The organism is Thioalkalivibrio nitratireducens DSM 14787 (assembly GCF_000321415.2).
Taxonomy (GTDB): domain Bacteria; phylum Pseudomonadota; class Gammaproteobacteria; order Ectothiorhodospirales; family Ectothiorhodospiraceae; genus Thioalkalivibrio; species Thioalkalivibrio nitratireducens.
Map to the genome: position 1 here is coordinate 884,524 of NC_019902.2, position 17,261 is coordinate 901,784.

At 64.5% G+C, this 17,261-nt stretch carries 14 protein-coding genes and 2 pseudogenes; 5 read left to right on the forward strand and 11 right to left on the reverse strand.

Annotated elements, in window-relative coordinates:
- Window positions 1–255: 255 nt before the first annotated feature.
- Window positions 256–520: pseudogene (locus TVNIR_RS20445) on the forward strand (thioredoxin); the annotation flags it as partial.
- Between the two features lie 159 nt (window positions 521–679).
- On the opposite strand, the gene TVNIR_RS04485 reads toward TVNIR_RS20445, so the two are convergent.
- A complete protein-coding gene (locus TVNIR_RS04485) occupies window positions 680–1,123 on the reverse strand; it encodes a hemerythrin domain-containing protein (RefSeq protein ID WP_015257794.1) in 444 nt (147 codons plus the stop codon).
- A 371-nt stretch (window positions 1,124–1,494) separates the two neighbouring features.
- Window positions 1,495–1,773, reverse strand: a pseudogene (locus TVNIR_RS20450) (STAS domain-containing protein); the annotation flags it as partial.
- Between the two features lie 44 nt (window positions 1,774–1,817).
- Here TVNIR_RS20450 and TVNIR_RS04495 point away from each other — a divergent pair.
- The 4 genes from TVNIR_RS04495 to modC all read left to right on the forward strand — a co-directional run bounded on the left by TVNIR_RS04495 (window position 1,818) and on the right by modC (window position 5,382).
- The gene (locus TVNIR_RS04495; RefSeq protein ID WP_015257796.1) at window positions 1,818–2,633 is read left to right on the forward strand and encodes a TOBE domain-containing protein; all 816 of its coding nucleotides are present in this window, start codon (window positions 1,818–1,820) and stop codon (window positions 2,631–2,633) included.
- 86 nt (window positions 2,634–2,719) lie between these two features.
- A complete protein-coding gene (modA, locus tag TVNIR_RS04500; protein WP_015257797.1) occupies window positions 2,720–3,493 on the forward strand; it encodes a molybdate ABC transporter substrate-binding protein in 774 nt (257 codons plus the stop codon).
- Between the two features lie 135 nt (window positions 3,494–3,628).
- Window positions 3,629–4,315 carry a molybdate ABC transporter permease subunit gene (gene modB / locus TVNIR_RS04505; protein WP_015257798.1) on the forward strand — a complete coding sequence of 229 codons (687 nt, stop codon included), beginning with the start codon at window positions 3,629–3,631 and terminating at the stop codon, window positions 4,313–4,315.
- A complete protein-coding gene (modC, locus tag TVNIR_RS04510; protein WP_015257799.1) occupies window positions 4,312–5,382 on the forward strand; it encodes a molybdenum ABC transporter ATP-binding protein in 1,071 nt (356 codons plus the stop codon). Before modB ends, modC begins: the two co-directional genes overlap by 4 nt.
- Window positions 5,383–5,783: 401 nt before the next feature.
- Here modC and TVNIR_RS04515 read toward each other — a convergent pair whose 3' ends face one another.
- From TVNIR_RS04515 to fdnG, 9 genes are all read right to left on the reverse strand, one after another.
- Window positions 5,784–6,128, reverse strand: a complete 345-nt coding sequence (locus TVNIR_RS04515; protein WP_015257801.1) for a permease of the major facilitator superfamily — start codon at window positions 6,126–6,128, stop codon at window positions 5,784–5,786.
- A gap of 139 nt (window positions 6,129–6,267) precedes the next feature.
- Complete coding sequence (locus TVNIR_RS04520; RefSeq protein WP_015257802.1) at window positions 6,268–6,726, reverse strand: rhodanese-like domain-containing protein; 459 nt, start codon at window positions 6,724–6,726, stop codon at window positions 6,268–6,270.
- Between the two features lie 538 nt (window positions 6,727–7,264).
- Entirely contained in the window at window positions 7,265–8,314 is a 1,050-nt protein-coding gene (locus tag TVNIR_RS04525) for a polysulfide reductase NrfD family protein (protein WP_015257803.1), read from the reverse strand.
- 3 nt (window positions 8,315–8,317) lie between these two features.
- Window positions 8,318–9,058 carry a 4Fe-4S dicluster domain-containing protein gene (locus tag TVNIR_RS04530; RefSeq protein WP_015257804.1) on the reverse strand — a complete coding sequence of 247 codons (741 nt, stop codon included), beginning with the start codon at window positions 9,056–9,058 and terminating at the stop codon, window positions 8,318–8,320.
- A gap of 29 nt (window positions 9,059–9,087) precedes the next feature.
- Window positions 9,088–11,763: a molybdopterin-dependent oxidoreductase gene (locus TVNIR_RS04535; protein ID WP_015257805.1), complete on the reverse strand. Its 2,676-nt coding sequence runs from the start codon at window positions 11,761–11,763 to the stop codon at window positions 9,088–9,090.
- 520 nt (window positions 11,764–12,283) lie between these two features.
- A complete protein-coding gene (gene fdhE / locus TVNIR_RS04540; protein WP_015257806.1) occupies window positions 12,284–13,234 on the reverse strand; it encodes a formate dehydrogenase accessory protein FdhE in 951 nt (316 codons plus the stop codon).
- A complete protein-coding gene (locus TVNIR_RS04545; RefSeq protein WP_015257807.1) occupies window positions 13,231–13,869 on the reverse strand; it encodes a formate dehydrogenase subunit gamma in 639 nt (212 codons plus the stop codon). The genes fdhE and TVNIR_RS04545 overlap by 4 nt, the downstream gene beginning before the upstream one ends.
- 3 nt (window positions 13,870–13,872) lie before the next feature.
- Window positions 13,873–14,784: a formate dehydrogenase subunit beta gene (fdxH, locus tag TVNIR_RS04550; protein ID WP_015257808.1), complete on the reverse strand. Its 912-nt coding sequence runs from the start codon at window positions 14,782–14,784 to the stop codon at window positions 13,873–13,875.
- Between the two features lie 11 nt (window positions 14,785–14,795).
- On the reverse strand, window positions 14,796–17,249 hold the full coding sequence (gene fdnG, locus TVNIR_RS04555) for a formate dehydrogenase-N subunit alpha (RefSeq protein WP_083499348.1): 2,454 nt from the start codon (window positions 17,247–17,249) through the stop codon (window positions 14,796–14,798).
- Between the last annotated feature and the right edge of the window lie 12 nt (window positions 17,250–17,261).

The window sequence follows — 17,261 nt, forward strand, 5'->3', positions numbered from 1 at the left end:
CGGTGGTTTCGATGACGGCCCGTTCCAATTTGCGGAGCTTCCCTGATAATCAGGAAGGGGCAAGGCATGAACGCACCCCAGCCCGGCTTCCTCGCCGACCCGCCGCGTTTCCTGAGCAGTCTCGGGCAATGAGCTGAGGGCCTCGCGACGGGTCGGTGCCGGGCGTCTCCGCGCGGCAGGTGCCGGGGCAAACGGGAGGAATACCTGCGAAGTCAGCAGCTGTACTCTAGACTGATCTCGAGTTTCGACCGCTTCGACGCGGTGCGACTCGATCTGGATGCCGAGACACCGGTGGTCGCGCCAGCGGGAATCCGCACCACCGCGCGCGATTGGGGACGGGAACTGGACATCCACTGGGCCCCGACGCTCCTGTTCTTTGACGAGATATGGTGAGCAGATCATCCGCATCGAAGCGGTCGTGGGGCTGCACCGCCTGAGCACGACCATGGACTACGCCCCGATCCGGGCCTACGAGGAGTTCCCGACCAATCGGCGCTGGCGTGCGGGTAACGTGGAATAGGTCCTCGTTGACGGATTGAACGACACCCCGTCGGACGCCGTGTCCGACGGGCGCGGCGCGCGTTCGTCTCGCCGTACCGGTTGGGTGTTCGCCGGGCGAGCCGGGGGGGGTCACCCCGCGGTTCGAGTGCCCGAACAGCGAATGCGGCGGCGGGCGCCCTCAGGCGTGTTGCGCCATCCCAGTTCCCTGGTCGACGCGCCGCGCCAGCGGGTAGAGTTCCTCGCACTCGGCCTGGATGCGCCGGGAGACCAGCCGGAAGATGTCCTCGGCCTCGGAGGTGAAGCGCTCGTGGTTGTCGATATGCAGCCCGCGACGGCACCAATGGCCGACAAAATCGTTGAACAGCTTCTTGATTTCCTTCTCGCCCTCGAGGAAGCGACGGGCCGTGTTGTTGACCGCGACGTCCTGGTGAGTCAGCAATTCGCCATAGATCTGGGTGTTGTTGCGCTCGAAGTGTTCCTGCACGCGCGCGACGTAACGGTCGAGCAGGCTGCTTGCGATTGCGGTATCGCAGAGTTCGCGCTCCCGGATCAGGTGTGCCAGCACCTTGGTGAGTTCGGCAATCTCGTGATTCTGGCGGTTCAGCGTGTCCATCGAAAGCATCGTGCAAGTCCTCCATCGGTGGTCAAATCGCGGGAACGCCGTGTACCTGTCGGCCTCTGACGGGCCTTTGTCACGTCGTTTCGCGGCTACGGGTTCCCCTGTTGTCCAGGGTGCGGGCCGGGATCTCCCGGGATCCGGGGTAGTGGCATAGGTGCAGCGGCGGGCGTGGCGGGGCTTCACCCCGGAAGGCCGATGACTTCATCGCGAAATGATGTCCCCCAAAATGCGCCGTGCCGTTCACCCTGGGTGCGTCCATTCGGGCGCCCGCAACCCGCAGCCGGGATGTTCCCCTTATGGGAAGGTAGCACATGGCCACGGCGATAACCCGCGCGGCCTGGCGCGGGTTCGGCTGGAATATCGCCTCGGTGGCCCCCGCCCGCGCTGAGAGCCACGCCCTTGTCGTGCTGCGCCAGCCGGTCGTGCCGTTCGCGCCCCGCACCCAGCGGGGCCATGACCTCGACTTCCATCCCGTTGCGGCGGAACTTGCGGACCACCTCGTCGGTTGCCGCCACCGCTGAACTGTCCCAGGGCGAGACGGGGCGCAGATCCAGCACCACGTGATGCACCGGCTCGCGGTAGTCGAAGCTGTCGATGAACTTGTCGACCGCAACGAAGAGGAGCTGCCCACTGACGGTGTAGGTACGGGTCCGGTATAGTCACTTGAACATAACGAGCTGGGTCGGGGAGCCGCATCGTGAGACCGGACGTCGACGGCCGATTCTGGCTGAACATTGAGGGCAAGGGTTTCCTTGGCCTCGGGCGCATCGAACTGCTGGAGCAGATCGGCGCCACGGGCTCGATCTCGGCCGCTGCCCGGAAGATGGGCATGAGCTACAAGACCGCCTGGGATGCGATCGACGCGATGAACAACCTCGCGGACGAGCCCCTGCTGATCCGGCAGGTCGGCGGCCGGCACGGCGGTGGCACGCGGCTGACGGAGTACGGAAAACGGGTGACTCGCCAGTACCGGGCCGCGGAACACGAGTACCAGCGCTTCATCGACGTGATGCGCGAGCAACTGGCACACCTGGGCCTGAAGGAGCCTCCGGACGGCTGGAGCTTCATCAGGAGAATGGCCATGCGTACATCGGCACGAAACCAGTTCCAGGGCAAGGTGGCCCGCTTCACCGAGGGGGCGGTCAACGACGTGATCACCGTCGACATTGGGGGTGGGATCGAGATTTCCTCGGTGGTCACGCACGAGGCGGCGCAGTCCCTGGACTTGCTGCGGGAGGGGCGCGAGGTGCAGGCGTTGATCAAGGCCTCGTTCGTGATTCTGTGCGAGGACGTCGAAGGGATGCGCTTCAGCGCCCGCAACCGTCTCTGTGGAATTGTGAGCCGGGTCCAGCCCGGTGCGGTGAATGCGGAGGTGAAGCTCGATCTCTCCGCCGGCAGGACGCTCACGTCCATCGTGACCATGGACGCCGTGAATGAGGGCTGGCTGAAAGAGGGCGGCCGGGTCTGTGCCCTGATCAAAGCCCCCCACGTGGTTCTCGCCGTCTCGGATTGATCCCATACAGAGCAAGCGACACGTGTCCGTAGGCTGGTGCGATAACTCCCTAACCACCGAACTGCTGCCAAACCGAGGAGTGAGCGATGAAAAACCCGTTCTTGCTTGTTCTCGCCACCGTCGCGATCGTCTTCGCGAGCGCGGCCCATGCGGAGAGGTTCACCATCGCGGCGGCGTCGGATTTGCGTTTCGCGCTGGACGACATCGCGGAGCTCTACCGCCAGCAGCATCCGGATCACGAGTTCAACGTCATTTACGGTTCGTCCGGGAAGATGACGACCCAGATCATGAACGGTGCCCCTTACGATGTGTTCTTCTCAGCGGACATCGCGTTCCCCGAACGTCTGAAGGAGGCCGGCCTCACGGCCACTGAACCCGAGGTCTATGCCATCGGCCGGATCGTGATCTGGAGCAATACGCTCGATGCGTCCGAACTCCGGCTCGAGGATCTTCCGACCGATCCCAGGATCCGCCGCGTCGCGATCGCGCAGCCGTCGCACGCGCCCTATGGCCTGCGTGCGCAGGAGGCGATGGAATCGGTCGAGGTGTGGGAAGCCGTGCAGCCGCGGCTGGTCTTCGGCGAGAACATCGCCCATACCGCTCAGATGGTCGAATCCGGGGCCGCCAACGTCGGGATCATCGCGCTCTCGCTGGCCAGGTTTCCGTCGCTGGCCATGCACCCCTACTACCTGATCGACGACGGGCTGCACAATCCGTTGAGCCAGGCCTACATCGTCACCAGGCGCGCGAAGGAGAACGACGCCGCGAAGAGCTTCGCCCGCTACATGGAGATCGACGAAGCCCACGAGATCATGGAACGCTACGGTTTCGTGATGCCCGGCAGCGACAGTGACGGGTAGGGCGGACGGGCGAAGCGTCATCCACCATGCGGCCTCCATCGTCACCACCACACCCAGGGGCTATCCCGGGCGCCCTTCGGCGGATGACGGCCTTCGGCCTTTTCCGCCCTACGCTTCGGGGCAGAGGGTAACGGTATGTTGGGACTCGGACCGGCCGACTGGCAGGCGATTGAGCTGACGTTCAAGCTCTGCCTGTACACTACGATCATCCTGCTGATCATTGCCACCCCGATCGCCTGGTGGCTGGCGAGCGGGCGCTCGGTCGTGCGGGTGGCGGTGCAGGCCGTCGTCGCCCTGCCGCTCGTCTTGCCCCCGACCGTGCTCGGCTTCTACCTGCTGATCGTGCTCGGTCCGCGGGGGTTTGTCGGGGGAGCGCTCGAGTCCATCGGCCTGCATCACCTCGCATTCACCTTCGAAGGCATCCTGGTGGCTTCGGTGCTGTACTCGATGCCTTTCGCGGTGCAGCCGCTGACCGAGGCCTTCAAGAATCTCGGGCCGCGCCCGGTCGAGGTCGCGAGCAGCCTCGGCGCCGGCGTGTGGGACCGTTTCTTCACCGTGATCCTGCCACTGACCCGCGGCGGTTTCGTGGTCGCCGCCACTCTGACCTTCGCCCACACGGTCGGCGAGTTCGGCGTGATCCTGATGCTCGGAGGCAGCATTCCAGGGGAGACCAAGGTTCTGTCGGTGCTGATTTACGATCACGCCGAGGCGATGAACTATGAGGCCGCGCACCGCCTGTCGGCAATTCTGCTGGCGTTCGCCTTCTTCACGCTGTTCGTCGTTTACACGATCACGCGCCGCTTCGAGGTGGCGAAGGTATGACGCTGTCGGTGCGGGTGCGTCTGGATCGAGGCAGCTTCACGCTTGATGTCGACATCAATCTGCCCCTCGAGGGTGTTACCTCCCTGTTCGGGCGTTCCGGCTGCGGGAAGACGACGCTGCTGCGCATCATTGCGGGGCTGGAGAAGGTGCGCGGTGCCGAGGTCCGCTTTGGCCAGCGGGTCTGGCAGCAGGGGCGGCAGTTCATGCCGCTGCACAGGCGTCGTATCGGGCTGGTGTTCCAGGAGCACAGCCTGCTCCAGCACCTGTCCGTGCGCGGCAACTTGCTGTACGGCTACAACCGCACGCCGCGGGAAGCCCGGCGGCTGCAGCTGCGTGAGGCCACCGACATGCTCGGCATCGACGATCTGCTCGACCGCCCGATCGACCAGCTCTCCGGCGGCCAGCGCCAGCGCGTTTCGCTCGGCCGGGCGCTGCTGACCAGTCCGCAACTCCTGTTGCTGGACGAGCCGATGGCAGCACTGGACACCCAGACCAAGCGCGAGATCATGCCTTTCCTGTCGCGTATGGCGAGCGAGGCCGGCGTCCCGATCATGCTGGTCACCCACGCGCCGGACGAGGTCGAGCGCCTCGCCGACCGTGTGGTCTTCATGCGCGACGGCCAGGTCGAATGCAGCGAGCCGTTGCGCCAGGCGCTCGCCCGCCCCGATTCGCCGCTGTTCGCTGAAGAGGGAGCGGTATCAGTGCTGGAAGGCCCGCTCGGCCCGGTAAACGAACACGGGCTGCGGCCGTTCGGAGCTGAGACGGCTCGGCTGTGGCTTCCGAACGGTGGGGCGGAACCCGCGGGCCAGGCCATCCGGGTGCGAATCCTGGCCCGCGACGTCAGCCTGGCGCTGGATGACCCGCGGCGGATCAGCATCCAGAATCACCTGAAGGTGCGCGTAGAGCGGATCGATACGCCCCGTGCGGGCCGCTGTGTGGTGGCCACCCGCACCGCGGACCGTCAGTTACTGCTGGCCGAGGTCACACCCTGGGCCGTGGACCAACTCGCCCTGGAACCTGGCGCGGACGTCTACGCGCTGATCAAGTCGGTGGCTTTGGTGAACTGATGCCAGGAACGGTGCCATGACGTCAGAGACGCCACGAGACAGTTGCTGCGCGGCGTCATTCCCTACAATGGATTGGCAGACGCGGGGCGTGGGCTGGATAGGCTCGAGGCTGAGTGTTCGTCCCCGCTGCGCACCGCCTGTTCGATCGACTCGCGGACCGCGATCTTCTCGATGGGGTCCATTTCGTCGCGCATTTCCCAGAGGTCGGTCTTCTGCTCCTGGATGTCGCGGGCGTAGTGCTGCAGGCGGGTGTTCGCGACCTGCAGCGAGCGCTGCAGGCGACGGGTGACCTCGGCCAGACGCGCTTCTTCTTCGCGCTGTGCCGGGGTTGGATGGTGTGTGATTTCAGATATGACAGGGCCGGTCGGGCTTTCGGGCGCGTAACCTTACCGGCGCAGATGTCACCATGCCAACACGGAGGCCAATACCGCATAGGCCGCCAGCAACAGGGCGGCCGCCTCCATCGACCACTGGAAGTCCAGCAGCACGCCGACCGTGACGGGTGCCGCGGCCGTTGCGAAGTTCATCGCGGCCTGCGCCACCGCACGAATTGCTCCGAGATGTGTGGTGCCGTAGAGCTCGGTCCAGATCACCCCCATCAGCGTATTCGCAACACTTATGCCGAGGCCCGCCAGGCCAAGTTCGATCGGCGCGAGCCAGAGCCCTTCCTGGTTCAGGGCCAGAAGCGCCAGGAACAGGGGAGCGAGGTGCCAACGCCGCAAGCGGTGCGCACCGAAGCGATCCACCAGCCGGCCGGCGCAGAATAGGGATACCAGATGGGTCGCGGCGAAGGCGATGAAGCTGGAGGCCAGTTATGGATCGCCGTGTCCCGCCACGCTGTGCTCCGCGCGATGACGGATGAAACAGCACTTTCCGCATGGGCGGCTAGCAGCGCAGGTCGGTGCCGCGCACAGAACAGGGCTTTACCTCGCCGCCTGCCGCGATCCACGACGTGATGCCCCTCGAGACGTTGTATACTTGCTGGTAGCCGGCCTGTTCCATCAGCAGCCGGGCCAGCGCATCGGTGCGGTTGCCGGTGCGGCAGATCAGCACCACCGGCTGTTGCGGATCGGTGAGTTGGCCGAACAGAGCGGGGAACTCGCGAGTCAGGTGCCCCCGTTCGTCGAACGCGGTGACCAGGTAGCTGCCCTCGATCACGCCGGTTTCGCGCCACTCGTCCGGGCGGCGGATGTCGATGATCATCGCGCCGTCCCGGACCTTCTGTTCCAGTGCGGCGTTGTTCAGACGCTCGTACGGGGGATCCGGCAGCAGCGCGATCACGAGCCAAATGGCCGCGGGCAAGATCAAGAGTCCCAGCAGGGTGATGGTAAGCTTCGTCTTCATCGGCGAAATGGTCGCACCAATGGTATTCGTGCCCGTAATGTCCCCGATGGGTCTGAGACTGTGGGGGGCGCATCGTGCTTGCCTCGCGATCGCTGCGCGCTGAAAACCGGCCGCAGGTAGTCAACTGCGTCGTCAGTTGCTCGACTACTCTCGGGCGCAGGAGGCCCCGAAGGCGTCTGGTCGGCCGGGAGCGCTTCGGGCTGCAGCAGGTAGTTCTCGATCGGGCGGTCGGCAAGGTAGGCCGAAAGGGCATTGGCGAGGGTCAGATCGTTCGTTTCTGCAGTGGTCCCGAACTGCGGTGCGAGCACTGCGGCGGTCAGCAGCGCGGTTCGAGCGGGTGCGGATACGTTCATCGCCCGAGTATCCCGTGGGATGCGATCGATGACAATGGCGGCACACACCGCAAACCCCTCTCCCGGAACGGGGGCTGGGGAGGGGGAAGTGCATTGCCTGGCTGCGGGTGCACTCACCCTCACCCCCGGCCCCTCTCCCGCTTGCGGGAGAGGGGCCGGGGAAGGGAGGGGGCAGGGGACGCAGGTCAGTTCGTGGCCTGGTTCCGGTCATTCATCAGGAACTGTTCGCCGAGTTTGATCAGCGCGGCGGCGACGGCGATACCCAGCACGAGGATCAGGATCTCCGGCAGGTTCGGCCGATAGGACTGGACCGCGCCGTACCAGTCAGCGGTCGGCCCCAGCGACACGAGCTGCCCGGTGATGATGAAGCTGTATTGCACCCAGAGCACGGCCACGATGGCCAGCAGCGCGAGCAGACGCGGGGCGAGATGCAGCAGCGCGGCCGCGATAATGAAGGGCGCCAGCATCGAGATGCTCGCCCAACCGAGCATTCCGGCAACGGTGCTGTGTGCCTCGTAGGCCACGCGTATCAGCAACAGCGCCGCGAGCAGCAGCGCGGTCTGCCGGAAGATGCGCCCGACAGTCTCGGTCAGCGTGCTTTGCGGGCGCAGCAGCACGATCGCGGCCGTGCCGCTGACCAGCGCCGAGACCAGCGTGACCACCGACAGGAAGGCCCCGTGGTAGTCCGGACGCCCGATCACGGTGCCGAACACCGCGCCGATAGTGATCGCCGCGGCGGCAGCGATGAGCAGCGTGCCCCAGGCCAGCGGCAGGTCGAACACCCCATGGCGCCCTTTCAGGTCCATCACCAGCTTCACGAACAGCAATACCAGTTCGATGGAATACAGCGTGCCCATCCACCAGATCGGCGAACTCGGGTTCGGCGACAGCAGGATCCAGACCATGTTCAGCAGCGAGCCCAGTTCCGTGGCCAGCGCGGTGAAGCCTCCGACCAGCATCCCGATGGCCAAGATCAGCAGGGCCCGCGTATGCCGCGTGATGGCCTCATCGTCCATGATCAGCCCGTAGGCCAGCACCAGCGAGACCCCGGTACTCATCAACGCGAGGAAGATGTAGGTGATCAGCGGTAGTGTCCAGACCAATGCGCTGTTGGTTGCGAACAGGTGGCCAAAGAACATCTCGTACAGCCCTACAGCACCGCCCGCTACCAGTCCAACGGCGATCAGGGTCCAGGTGGGTGTGAGAAAATCTTTCACACTGACGTTGGAGTTCATGGATCACGCTCCTTGATTCTCGCCGGCGGGGCGAGCGGGTTCGAAACGGCGCTGTGGCTTGTAGTCACGGATGTAAATCACCCGTGGCCGGGTGCCCAGTTCTTCACGCAGCCCCCTGCCTCCGTGTTTCGCAACCAGCTTGCTTACCTCGCTGTTCGGATCGTCGATGTCCCCGAACTGCCGTGCACCCGAGGGGCAGGCGTCGACACAGGCCGGGGCCAGACCCTTCGCCAGCCGGTGGTCGCAGAACGTGCATTTCTCCACCGTGCCGGCCGGACGGACAACCGGGTAGGTCGTTCCGCGCTCCGGGTTGCCGTGCGGAGAGCCTTCGCCTCCGACTTCCTCGACCATCTCCCGGGGAGAGAAGCACCCCTCGGCCAGACGGTCTCTCTCGGCCCAGTCCTTGTGCGGCCTTTCCCAGTTGAAGCTGATCACGCCGTACGGGCAGTTGACGATGCAGGCCTTGCAGCCGATGCACTTCTTCGGGTCGTGCAGCGTCAGGCCGGTGTCTCGGTTCTTGTACATCGCCTGGGTCGGGCAAGCCTTCACGCAGGGCGCGTTGTCGCAGTGGTTGCACATCGTCGAGATGTATTCGTAGCGCACGGCAGGGAACTTCCCGCTGGTGCGGGTGATCTTGTCGCACCAGTTGAAGCCGACCGGCGTGTTGTTTTCGATCTTGCACGCGATGGTGCAAGCGGCGCAGCCGACGCAGAGCTGCTGGTCAATCACCATTCCATATCCCATGACTGAACTCTCCTGGCAATTTTCGGCTGTCAGACCTTCTCGACACGAACGCCAATCTGGCCGGAAAACACCGAGGATCCGGACAGGCGGTCGAAGTCGCGTGGGATCAGTTCGTTGTTGTTGTTGCCGCCGATCGCCGAGTGCCCAAAGTCCGTGGACACATGCCGACCATAGGCCCAGTGGCCCATGCCAAAGGCCTTGACCACGCAACCGGGGCGTGCGCCCTCCCAGACGCTCGCGGTGCAGGTGATGCTGCCCGAGACCGAGGTCAGGCGGACCGTGTCGCCGGTCTGGATGCCCAGGCGTTCCGCATCGACCGGATTGATCTTGGCGGCATCGCCGAATTTCAGGTCGCCCGGCTCGACATCGCGCTCGCCGGTATACCAGTAGTGGTTGCAGCCGCGACCTTCGCGGTTGAGCTTGTGCTTGTGGTCGACGAACAGCATCGGGAACTCGTCCTCGCTGCCGTGCCGGAACGGATGTTCGTAATGTGGAATGAATGCCAGTTCGCCGCGCGCCTCGTAGTTGCATGTGGCGAGCACATGCTCGATGTCGGTGTTGTGCCGGTCGGCGTGCGACTGCAGCGCTTCCTTCAGAGTCTCGGAGTAGAACTCGAAGTTGCCCGTCTTCGTGCCCATGTTGCCCCAGCGCGACTGGAACGGATAATGGTCGCTGGTCCACATGCCCACCTTCAGGAATTCGTCCCAGCTGTTGAACTTCGTACCACCGACGGTGGACTTGAAATCCCAGAAGGGCTTGGTCATCATCTTGACCATGATCAGGCCCAGTTCGTCGCCGTTGCTGGGATGCGCTCCCGTCTCCGGGTCGATGAACTCGTTTTTCAGATACTCCAAGGGCGCGCTGAAGCCCTTGCGATCCAGTGCTTCGGCGAGCAGCCAGGGAATCTCGGACTCGTCCTGGCGGATGTCGCCGACCTTGACCATCGGTTGCTGGATGCCGACGACGCCGTAGCCGTTGCCGGAGTTGGCTACCACGTTCCAGCGCTCGAACATGCTGTGCGACGCCGGCAGGATGATGTCGGCAAACATCGACTGTTCGGCGAGGTTGAGCGTGGAGTGGACCTGGAAGGGCACCTTCTTCATCGCCTCTTCCCACTCCTGGGCATGCGGCTGTGCATAGACGAAGTTGTTCCAGCTCGCGTAGAGGATCTCGATGCCGTAGGGGTCTTCCTCGAGGATCGAGTTGGCCGGCTGGGAGCTGATCACGCCACCGCCGGAGCGGCCGCGGGCCAGCGCCGGAAACTCCAGGCGACCGCGCCGGTCGATCATCTCCATCGCGAGCCCGGCCTTGGCCAGATCATCACGATACGCGGCACCATCCGGCAGCGACGCCGTCGGGCGCGAACTGAAGCGCATGCTGCCACCCTCGTTTTCGGCCGCTCCAAGCAGGCCGGCCAGGGCGTGCCCGCACATCGAGCTGTACGCGCCACGGGTGTTCATGTGCATCCCGCGCGAGAGCCAGATACCCACGTTCGGAGCCGCCGCCCCAAGGTCACGGGCGACTCGTACGATCTGTTCGACCGGAAGGTCGGTGATTTCGGCCGCCCACTCCGGGGTTCGGTCCTTGAGTTCCAGGTTCCACCACTGCACCAGACCGTGAGTGTAGAGCTCGTTAAAGGTGGGAACGGCGGTCGGTCTCGAAGCTGCGGGTTCTGCAGTCACGCCCTCCGCCGAGTCTCCTTCGTTGACCTGGGTCGCTTCGGGCTCCGCGGCGGCGGCTTCCTCGGGCTCGATCATGGTTTCCAGGTCCACCGTCTGGCCCGCGACAAAGCGGTTCTGCCCGTCGAAGAAGTCACCGACAAAGGGCTTGTGCCAAAGGCCCTCGACCAGGATCACGTGCGCCAGTGCCAGCGCCAGCGCTGAGTCCGTTCCGGGCTTGAGTGGCAACCATTCGTCGGCCTTCTGCGCGCTGGAGGAGAAGCGCGGGTCGACGATCGCCACCTTCGCCTGATCGAGCATGTTGCCCCATTCACGCGTCGCGAAGGAGACCTGGCGGTTGGCGGCGATCGGGTCGGCGCCGAAGCAGAGTTGGTAGCGGCTGTTCTTGATGTCGTACTGGCGGTAGCCGAAGTTGCCTTCCATGAAATAGGGACCGAACTTGTCGGCCTCGGCGCAGATGGCCGAGTGGGTGATGGCGTTCGGCGAGCCGATGATCCGCGTGATGTTGGCCAGCATCACGCCGCTCATGAATCCATAGCGGCCGCGGGTGGTCATGTATTTGTGTGGTTCGCCCTTGCGCCGCAGTTCTATCAGCTTCTCGGCGAAAGTGTCCATCGCCTCTTCCCAGGTGATGCGCACGAAGCCCGGATCCTCCCCGCGGCCCTTCTTCGAATTGGTCCGTTTCATCGGGTAGCGCACCCGGTCGGGGTCGTAAAGTTCGGTAAGCGCCATGCTCTGGCGCACGCAGCCGGATTTGCCGGTGATCTTGGAGTGCTGGTTGCCGCGCACGTGGAATACGCGGCCGTCCTGCACGTAGGCTTCCTTCATGCACCAGGTGGTGCAGCCCTGGCAGACGGTCGGGACCCACTTGCCGGAACCCGGGACCGCGTCCGCGGCGTGGGCAAGCCCGGCCCGCACCAGGCCCTGTGTGATCGGGTTGAGTTGAAATACCGTTGCGACACCCAGCGCACCGGTTCCTGCCAGGAAGGCGCGGCGGCTGACTGGATTCTCGAAGAACGATGGCATGCGCGTGATCCTCGCTTCTGCGTCGATGGACCCCCGCATTGCGCGCTTTCGTAAGGGGTCGTTTCTTGATCCAGGTCAATAGGAGGCACTAGCCGGATCGAAATACGCCGAAAGCTGTGATCCAGATCAATGCACTGGTAAGTGAATCGAAAAAATAGGAAGATGAAAATATTATTGTCGCCTTCCATTCGATAGGATCGAATGGAAGTGTCTTCGTCTGCCTTCCACCTGCGGCATGCGCGTCGGTGCGCCCTCGGGCCGCCAGCGTTCCAGCGACGCCCTTCACCGGTAGCGTCCATCCCGCGGCGTGCAATGACGAATTCGGTCCCAGGATGGCCCAGGATGGCCCCGGTGTGAGTTGCGTGCGTGACCCGGGATTCGGTAGGTAAGGCATGCGGGAAGTTCGGTGCCTACGAAGCACGGCGAGGCGCGCCGGAGCACCTGCAGGGATAGCCAACCCATTTCAAACCGGCCCAACGCAGCGCCGGCGTGTCGGGCGATGTATTTCCAGCATGGTCCACTAGCTGGCGTTGGCGGATTCCTCGCCGGGAATGAAGAACAGGCTCGGCCCACTGCGCAGGTGGCCTTCCTCTGCCAGCAACAGATCCAGCCCGAGACTCGCGAGATCGTCGGCGACCGCGTCAACTTCGAAGTCCTTTTCCATGTAGAAGATCTTCAGGTAGCTGTGGCACTCGTGGCAGGTCTCGGCCTTGATCGCTCCCTTGTCGCCTTCCAGACCGAGGTATTCCAGTCCGGTGGTCGCGTCACAGTTGGAGCACTTCACCCGCACCAGGTGCCATTCGCTCTCGCAGAGGGAGCAGTGCAGGTAGCGCAGACCCTGCTGCGTGCCGCCGATCTGCACGACGCTCGCGACCGGGGCACTGCCGCAGAGCGGACAATGGCCCGCGTGGGGTTCCGGGTCGGACCGGATGACGCCGAAGTCCTCCACGGGCAGGGCCGTGGCCAGATGTGTCCAGTAGACCTGCAGTGCCGCCGCGATCAACGGCGTCCGTGCAGGATCGGCCATCGCCAGATTCCCTTCGAGCACTTGCCGCGCGACGGTGCCCAACTCCGCGCGGTCCATGCCGCGCAGTGTGTCGATCGCGGCCCGAGTCGGCGCTGGCGCAGCGGTTTCGACGTCGGCCAGGATCCCGGTCAGCACTTCATGCCAGACCGGTTCCAGCCGCGATGACCATGCGCTGAAAACCGGTTCGCCGCGCCGGCGCTGCTCGGCCAGCGACAGCTCCGGGGGCAGCGACACGCTGGCGGCGTCCAGCTGATCCAGCGCGTTCTGCTGTGCCCGTGCGACCGAGGCCACGAACATCAGGAACGGCTCCAGCGGGTGATCGCTCGCCAGCTGGAGGAGGCGGTCGGCCCGTCGCCGGAAGACGTGTTTCCGGTCGGCGGGCCGCACGAAAGGCGCTTCCTGCGCCGGTGGGCGGATCTCGCCCGGTTGAATGACTGCACTCACTTTTTCTGCCCCGAGGTCATTTCTTCGTACCACAGCGGATGGTGCTTGCGCGCCCATGTCTCGGTGACCGTGCCGCGCAGCATCGCCCGTGTGGATCCCTTGATCCAGAAGATCGCGGAGTAGATATGCACGATCATGCCGAGCAGCAGCACCACGGCACTGATCACGTGGATCACCGCCGCGGCGCGGACCACCCCGATCGGGAACAGCGGGGCGAACCAGGGCTGCCACAAGGCGATGCCGGTCAGCAGCAACAGGATCATCGTCACCACCAGGGTCCAGAACAACAGCTTCTGGCCCGGGTTGTACTTGCCGATCGGTGGCAGGTTCTCCTCGCGGTTCTTCATCACGTCGCCGAGCCGCCCCAACCACTTGAAGTCGTTGCCGGTCAGCAGGTTGTGCTTCCAGTACTTGACCATTGCAATGAAGAAGAACACGAACATGGCCACGCCCAGCAGCGGGTGCAGAACCCGGGCCCACTCGCCGCCGCCGAAGAACGCCGACAGCCAGTACAGCGACGGGTGGAAGAATGCCATTCCGGACATCGCGACGAGAATGAAGCTCAGGGCCAGCAGCCCGTGGTTCACCCGGTCACTAGAGGTGTAGCGCTGGATCAGTTTGGGTTTGGCGCTCATGGCTCAATCCTCCTTGTCCGTGGCGGCCGCCGACCGGGTCTTGTCGTCTTCGTCCTCGTCTTCCTCCGCGTCGTTCGGGCCCACGGCGAAGTAGTGTACGAAGGCCCCGAGGCTCGCGATGCCCAGCAGCGCCAGGCTGAACGGCTTGGCCAGTCCCTTCCAGAAATCGACCGCCGCGCTGATTTTCGGATCCTTCGGCAGTCCCTGGTAAAGCTCCGGCTGATCGGCGTGCTGCAGCACGTACATCACGTGGGTGCCGCCCACGCCCTGCGGGTCGTACAGCCCGGCCTGGTCGTAGCCGCGGGAATTCAGATCCGCGATGCGGCCGTCGGCATGTTTCTTCATGTCCTCCTTGGAGCCGAAGGTGATGCACCCCGTCGGACAGACCTTGACGCAGGCCGGCTCCATGCCCACCGCGACGCGGTCGGAGCATAGGGTGCACTTGTAGGCCCGGTTGTCCTTCGGCGAGATCCGCGGGATGTCGAACGGACAGCCCGCGATGCAGTATCCGCAGCCGATGCAGTGCTCGGAAACGAAGTCGACGATTCCGTTCGCGTACTGCACGATCGCGCCGGGGGCCGGGCAAGCCTTCAGGCAGCCCGGGTCGGCGCAGTGCATGCAGCCGTCCTTGCGGATCAGCCACTCGAACTCGTATTCCTCGGGCTCGACCTCCGCGAAGCGCATCAGCGTCCAGGTGCTCGGGGTCAGGTCCAGCGGGTTGTCGTAGACACCGACGTTGGTGCCGATTTCCTCGCGCAGGTCGTTCCATTCCGCACACGCGACCTGGCACGCCTTGCAGCCGATGCACTTGGAAATGTCGATTAGCTTGGCGACCTCGACCTCCTCCCGGATACTGGGAGGGGTCCGGTTCGTGGCGGAGCGTGCGGTGATATCAAGCGATTGCAGTGATGACATGGCGCACCTCCTCAGGCTTTCTCGATGTCGACCAGGAACGCCTTGAATTCGGGCGTCTGCGAATTGGCGTCACCCACGTAGGGGGTCAGCACGTTGGCCAGGTAGCCCCTGTTCGTCAGCCCCGCGAAGCCCCAGTGGATCGGGATTCCCACGGTATGGACGACCTTGCCGTCGACATTGAGTGGCTTGATGCGTTTGGTCACCACGCAGGTGGCGGTGATCTCGCCGCGGTTGGACATCACCACCACGTCGTCGCCGCTGCGGATCCCCTTCTCCTGCGCCAGGGCTTCGCCGATCTCGACGAACTGGGACGGCTGGGTGACGGCGGCGGACTGCGCGTGCTTGGTCCAGAAGTGGAAGTGCTCGGTGAGCCGGTAGGTGGTCGCCGCATACGGGAACTCGTCGGCGTCGCCGAAACTCGCCCAGTCCTGCGCGAAGACCCGTGCCGCCGGATTGTTCGTCGCCTTCAGGTTGTCGCGGTGCAGCGGGTTGTACCCGAGCGGGGACTCGAACGGCTCGTAGTGCTCGGGGAACGGTCCCTCGTTCATGCCGGCGAACAGGCGCGCCGTGCCCTCCGGCGTCATGATGAACGGCATCACCTCTTCTTCGGGTGCCGCGTTCGGGCGCATATCCGGGATGTCCGGCCCGCTCCAGCGCTGGCCGTCCCAGGCCACCGGCGCACGCCGCGGATCCCAGGGCCTGCCGTCCATGTCGCACGACGCGCGGTTGTACAGGATCCGGCGGTTGGCCGGCCAGGCGAAGCCCCACTCGGGGTACACGCCGAGGCCCGACGGGTCTGCGGTGCTGCGCCTTGCGGCCATGTTGCCCGTCGCGGTCCATGCGCCGCTGTACAGCCAGTTGCCGCAGGCGGTGCTGCCGTCATCGCGCAACTGCGCGAACCCGGCCACCTGTTGTCCGGCCGGGATCGTGATGCGTCCATCGGCATCGCGGACGTCCGCGACCGCCTTTCCGGAGATCTCGCGCAGGAGTTCGCCGGAATCGGGCACCTCCGGGTTGTTGTACGGCCAGGAGACGTTCAGGATCGGGTCCGGGAATGCGCCGCCTTCCGCCTGGTACATTTCGCGGATCTTCAGGAACAGGCGCGCGATGATCTCGCGGTCCGGCTTGGCTTCGCCGGGCGGGTTCGCGCCCTTCTCCTTCCAGATGATGACTCGGCCCGAGTTGGTGAAGGTGCCGTCTTCTTCCGCGAAAAGCCCGGAGGGCAGGCGGAACACCTCGGTCTGGATCTGGCTGGGATCGACGTCGTTGTAGCTGCCGAAGTTGCGCCAGAACTCGGAGGTCTCGGTGACCAGCGGGTCGATGATCACCAAGTACTTCAGCTTCGAAAGCGCCTGGGTCATTTTCGCCTTGTGCGAGACCGCCGCGACCGGGTTGAACCCCTGGCAGATGAACCCGTTCATTTGGTCGGTGTGCATCAGCTCGAACATCTGCATCACGTCGTACGGCCGGTCGATCTTCGGCAGGTAGTCGTAGGCGAAGTCGTTGTCCGCGCTGGCCGCGTCGCCGTACCAGGCCTTCATCAGGCTCACGTGATACTTCGGGTAGTGCTGCCACCAGCTGATCTGATCGGGACGGATCGGCTTCAGGGCCTTCAGCTCCATGTATTCGCCAAAGTCCTGGTGCTGGTCGTTCGGCAGGTTCAGGTAGCCCGGCAGATTGGTCGTGACCAGGTTCATGTCGGTGATGCCCTGCACGTTCGCATGGCCGCGCAGCGCGTTCACGCCTCCGCCCGGCATGCCGATGTTGCCCAGCAGCAGCTGGATCATCGCCATGGTGCGGATGTTCTGCGAGCCCTTGGAATGCTGCGTCCAGCCAAGTGCGTACAGAATGGTCATTACCTTGTCGGGCGCGGAATGCTCGGCGATCGCTTCGCAGATGTGCAGGAAGCGGTCTTCCGGGGTGCCGGTGATCCGGCTGACGAGTTCAGGCGTGTAACGCGAGAAGTGCGTTTTCATCAGCTGGAACACGCAGCGCGGGTGACGCAGGCTGTAATCGACGCGCGCAAAGCCATCGTCGCGCATCTCGTACCCCCAGCTTGCCCGGTCGTAGCGCCGGTCGTCCTCGTCGTAGCCGGAGAACAGTCCGTCTTCGAACTGGTACTCGTCCTTCACGATGAACGGTGCGTTGGTATAGTGGCGCACGTACTCGTGCTGGATCTTGTCGTTCGTCAGCAGATAGTTGATCACGCCGGCAAGAAACGCGATGTCGGTGCCGACGCGGATCGGAGCGTAGTAGTCCGAAACCGCGGCGGAGCGGGTGAAGCGCGGATCGACCACGATCAGTTTCGCACCACGGTTGGCCTTCGCCTCCGTAACCCACTTGAAGCCGCAGGGGTGCGCCTCGGCGGCGTTGCCGCCCATCACGATGATCAGGTCGGCGTTCTTGATGTCGACCCAGTGGTTCGTCATTGCGCCACGTCCGAAAGTCGGGGCCAGACTGGCCACCGTCGGAGCGTG

Excerpts from the sequence above, each read along its gene's own strand:
- TVNIR_RS04485 (WP_015257794.1), bottom strand. The coding sequence starts at position 1,123 with ATGCTTTCGATGGACACGCTGAACCGCCAGAATCACGAGATTGCCGAA.
- modA (WP_015257797.1), top strand. The coding sequence starts at position 2,720 with ATGAAAAACCCGTTCTTGCTTGTTCTCGCCACCGTCGCGATCGTCTTC.
- modB (WP_015257798.1), top strand. The coding sequence starts at position 3,629 with ATGTTGGGACTCGGACCGGCCGACTGGCAGGCGATTGAGCTGACGTTC.
- modC (WP_015257799.1), top strand. The coding sequence starts at position 4,312 with ATGACGCTGTCGGTGCGGGTGCGTCTGGATCGAGGCAGCTTCACGCTT.
- TVNIR_RS04520 (WP_015257802.1), bottom strand. The coding sequence starts at position 6,726 with ATGAAGACGAAGCTTACCATCACCCTGCTGGGACTCTTGATCTTGCCC.
- TVNIR_RS04525 (WP_015257803.1), bottom strand. The coding sequence starts at position 8,314 with ATGAACTCCAACGTCAGTGTGAAAGATTTTCTCACACCCACCTGGACC.
- TVNIR_RS04530 (WP_015257804.1), bottom strand. The coding sequence starts at position 9,058 with ATGGGATATGGAATGGTGATTGACCAGCAGCTCTGCGTCGGCTGCGCC.
- TVNIR_RS04535 (WP_015257805.1), bottom strand. The coding sequence starts at position 11,763 with ATGCCATCGTTCTTCGAGAATCCAGTCAGCCGCCGCGCCTTCCTGGCA.
- TVNIR_RS04545 (WP_015257807.1), bottom strand. The coding sequence starts at position 13,869 with ATGAGCGCCAAACCCAAACTGATCCAGCGCTACACCTCTAGTGACCGG.
- fdxH (WP_015257808.1), bottom strand. The coding sequence starts at position 14,784 with ATGTCATCACTGCAATCGCTTGATATCACCGCACGCTCCGCCACGAAC.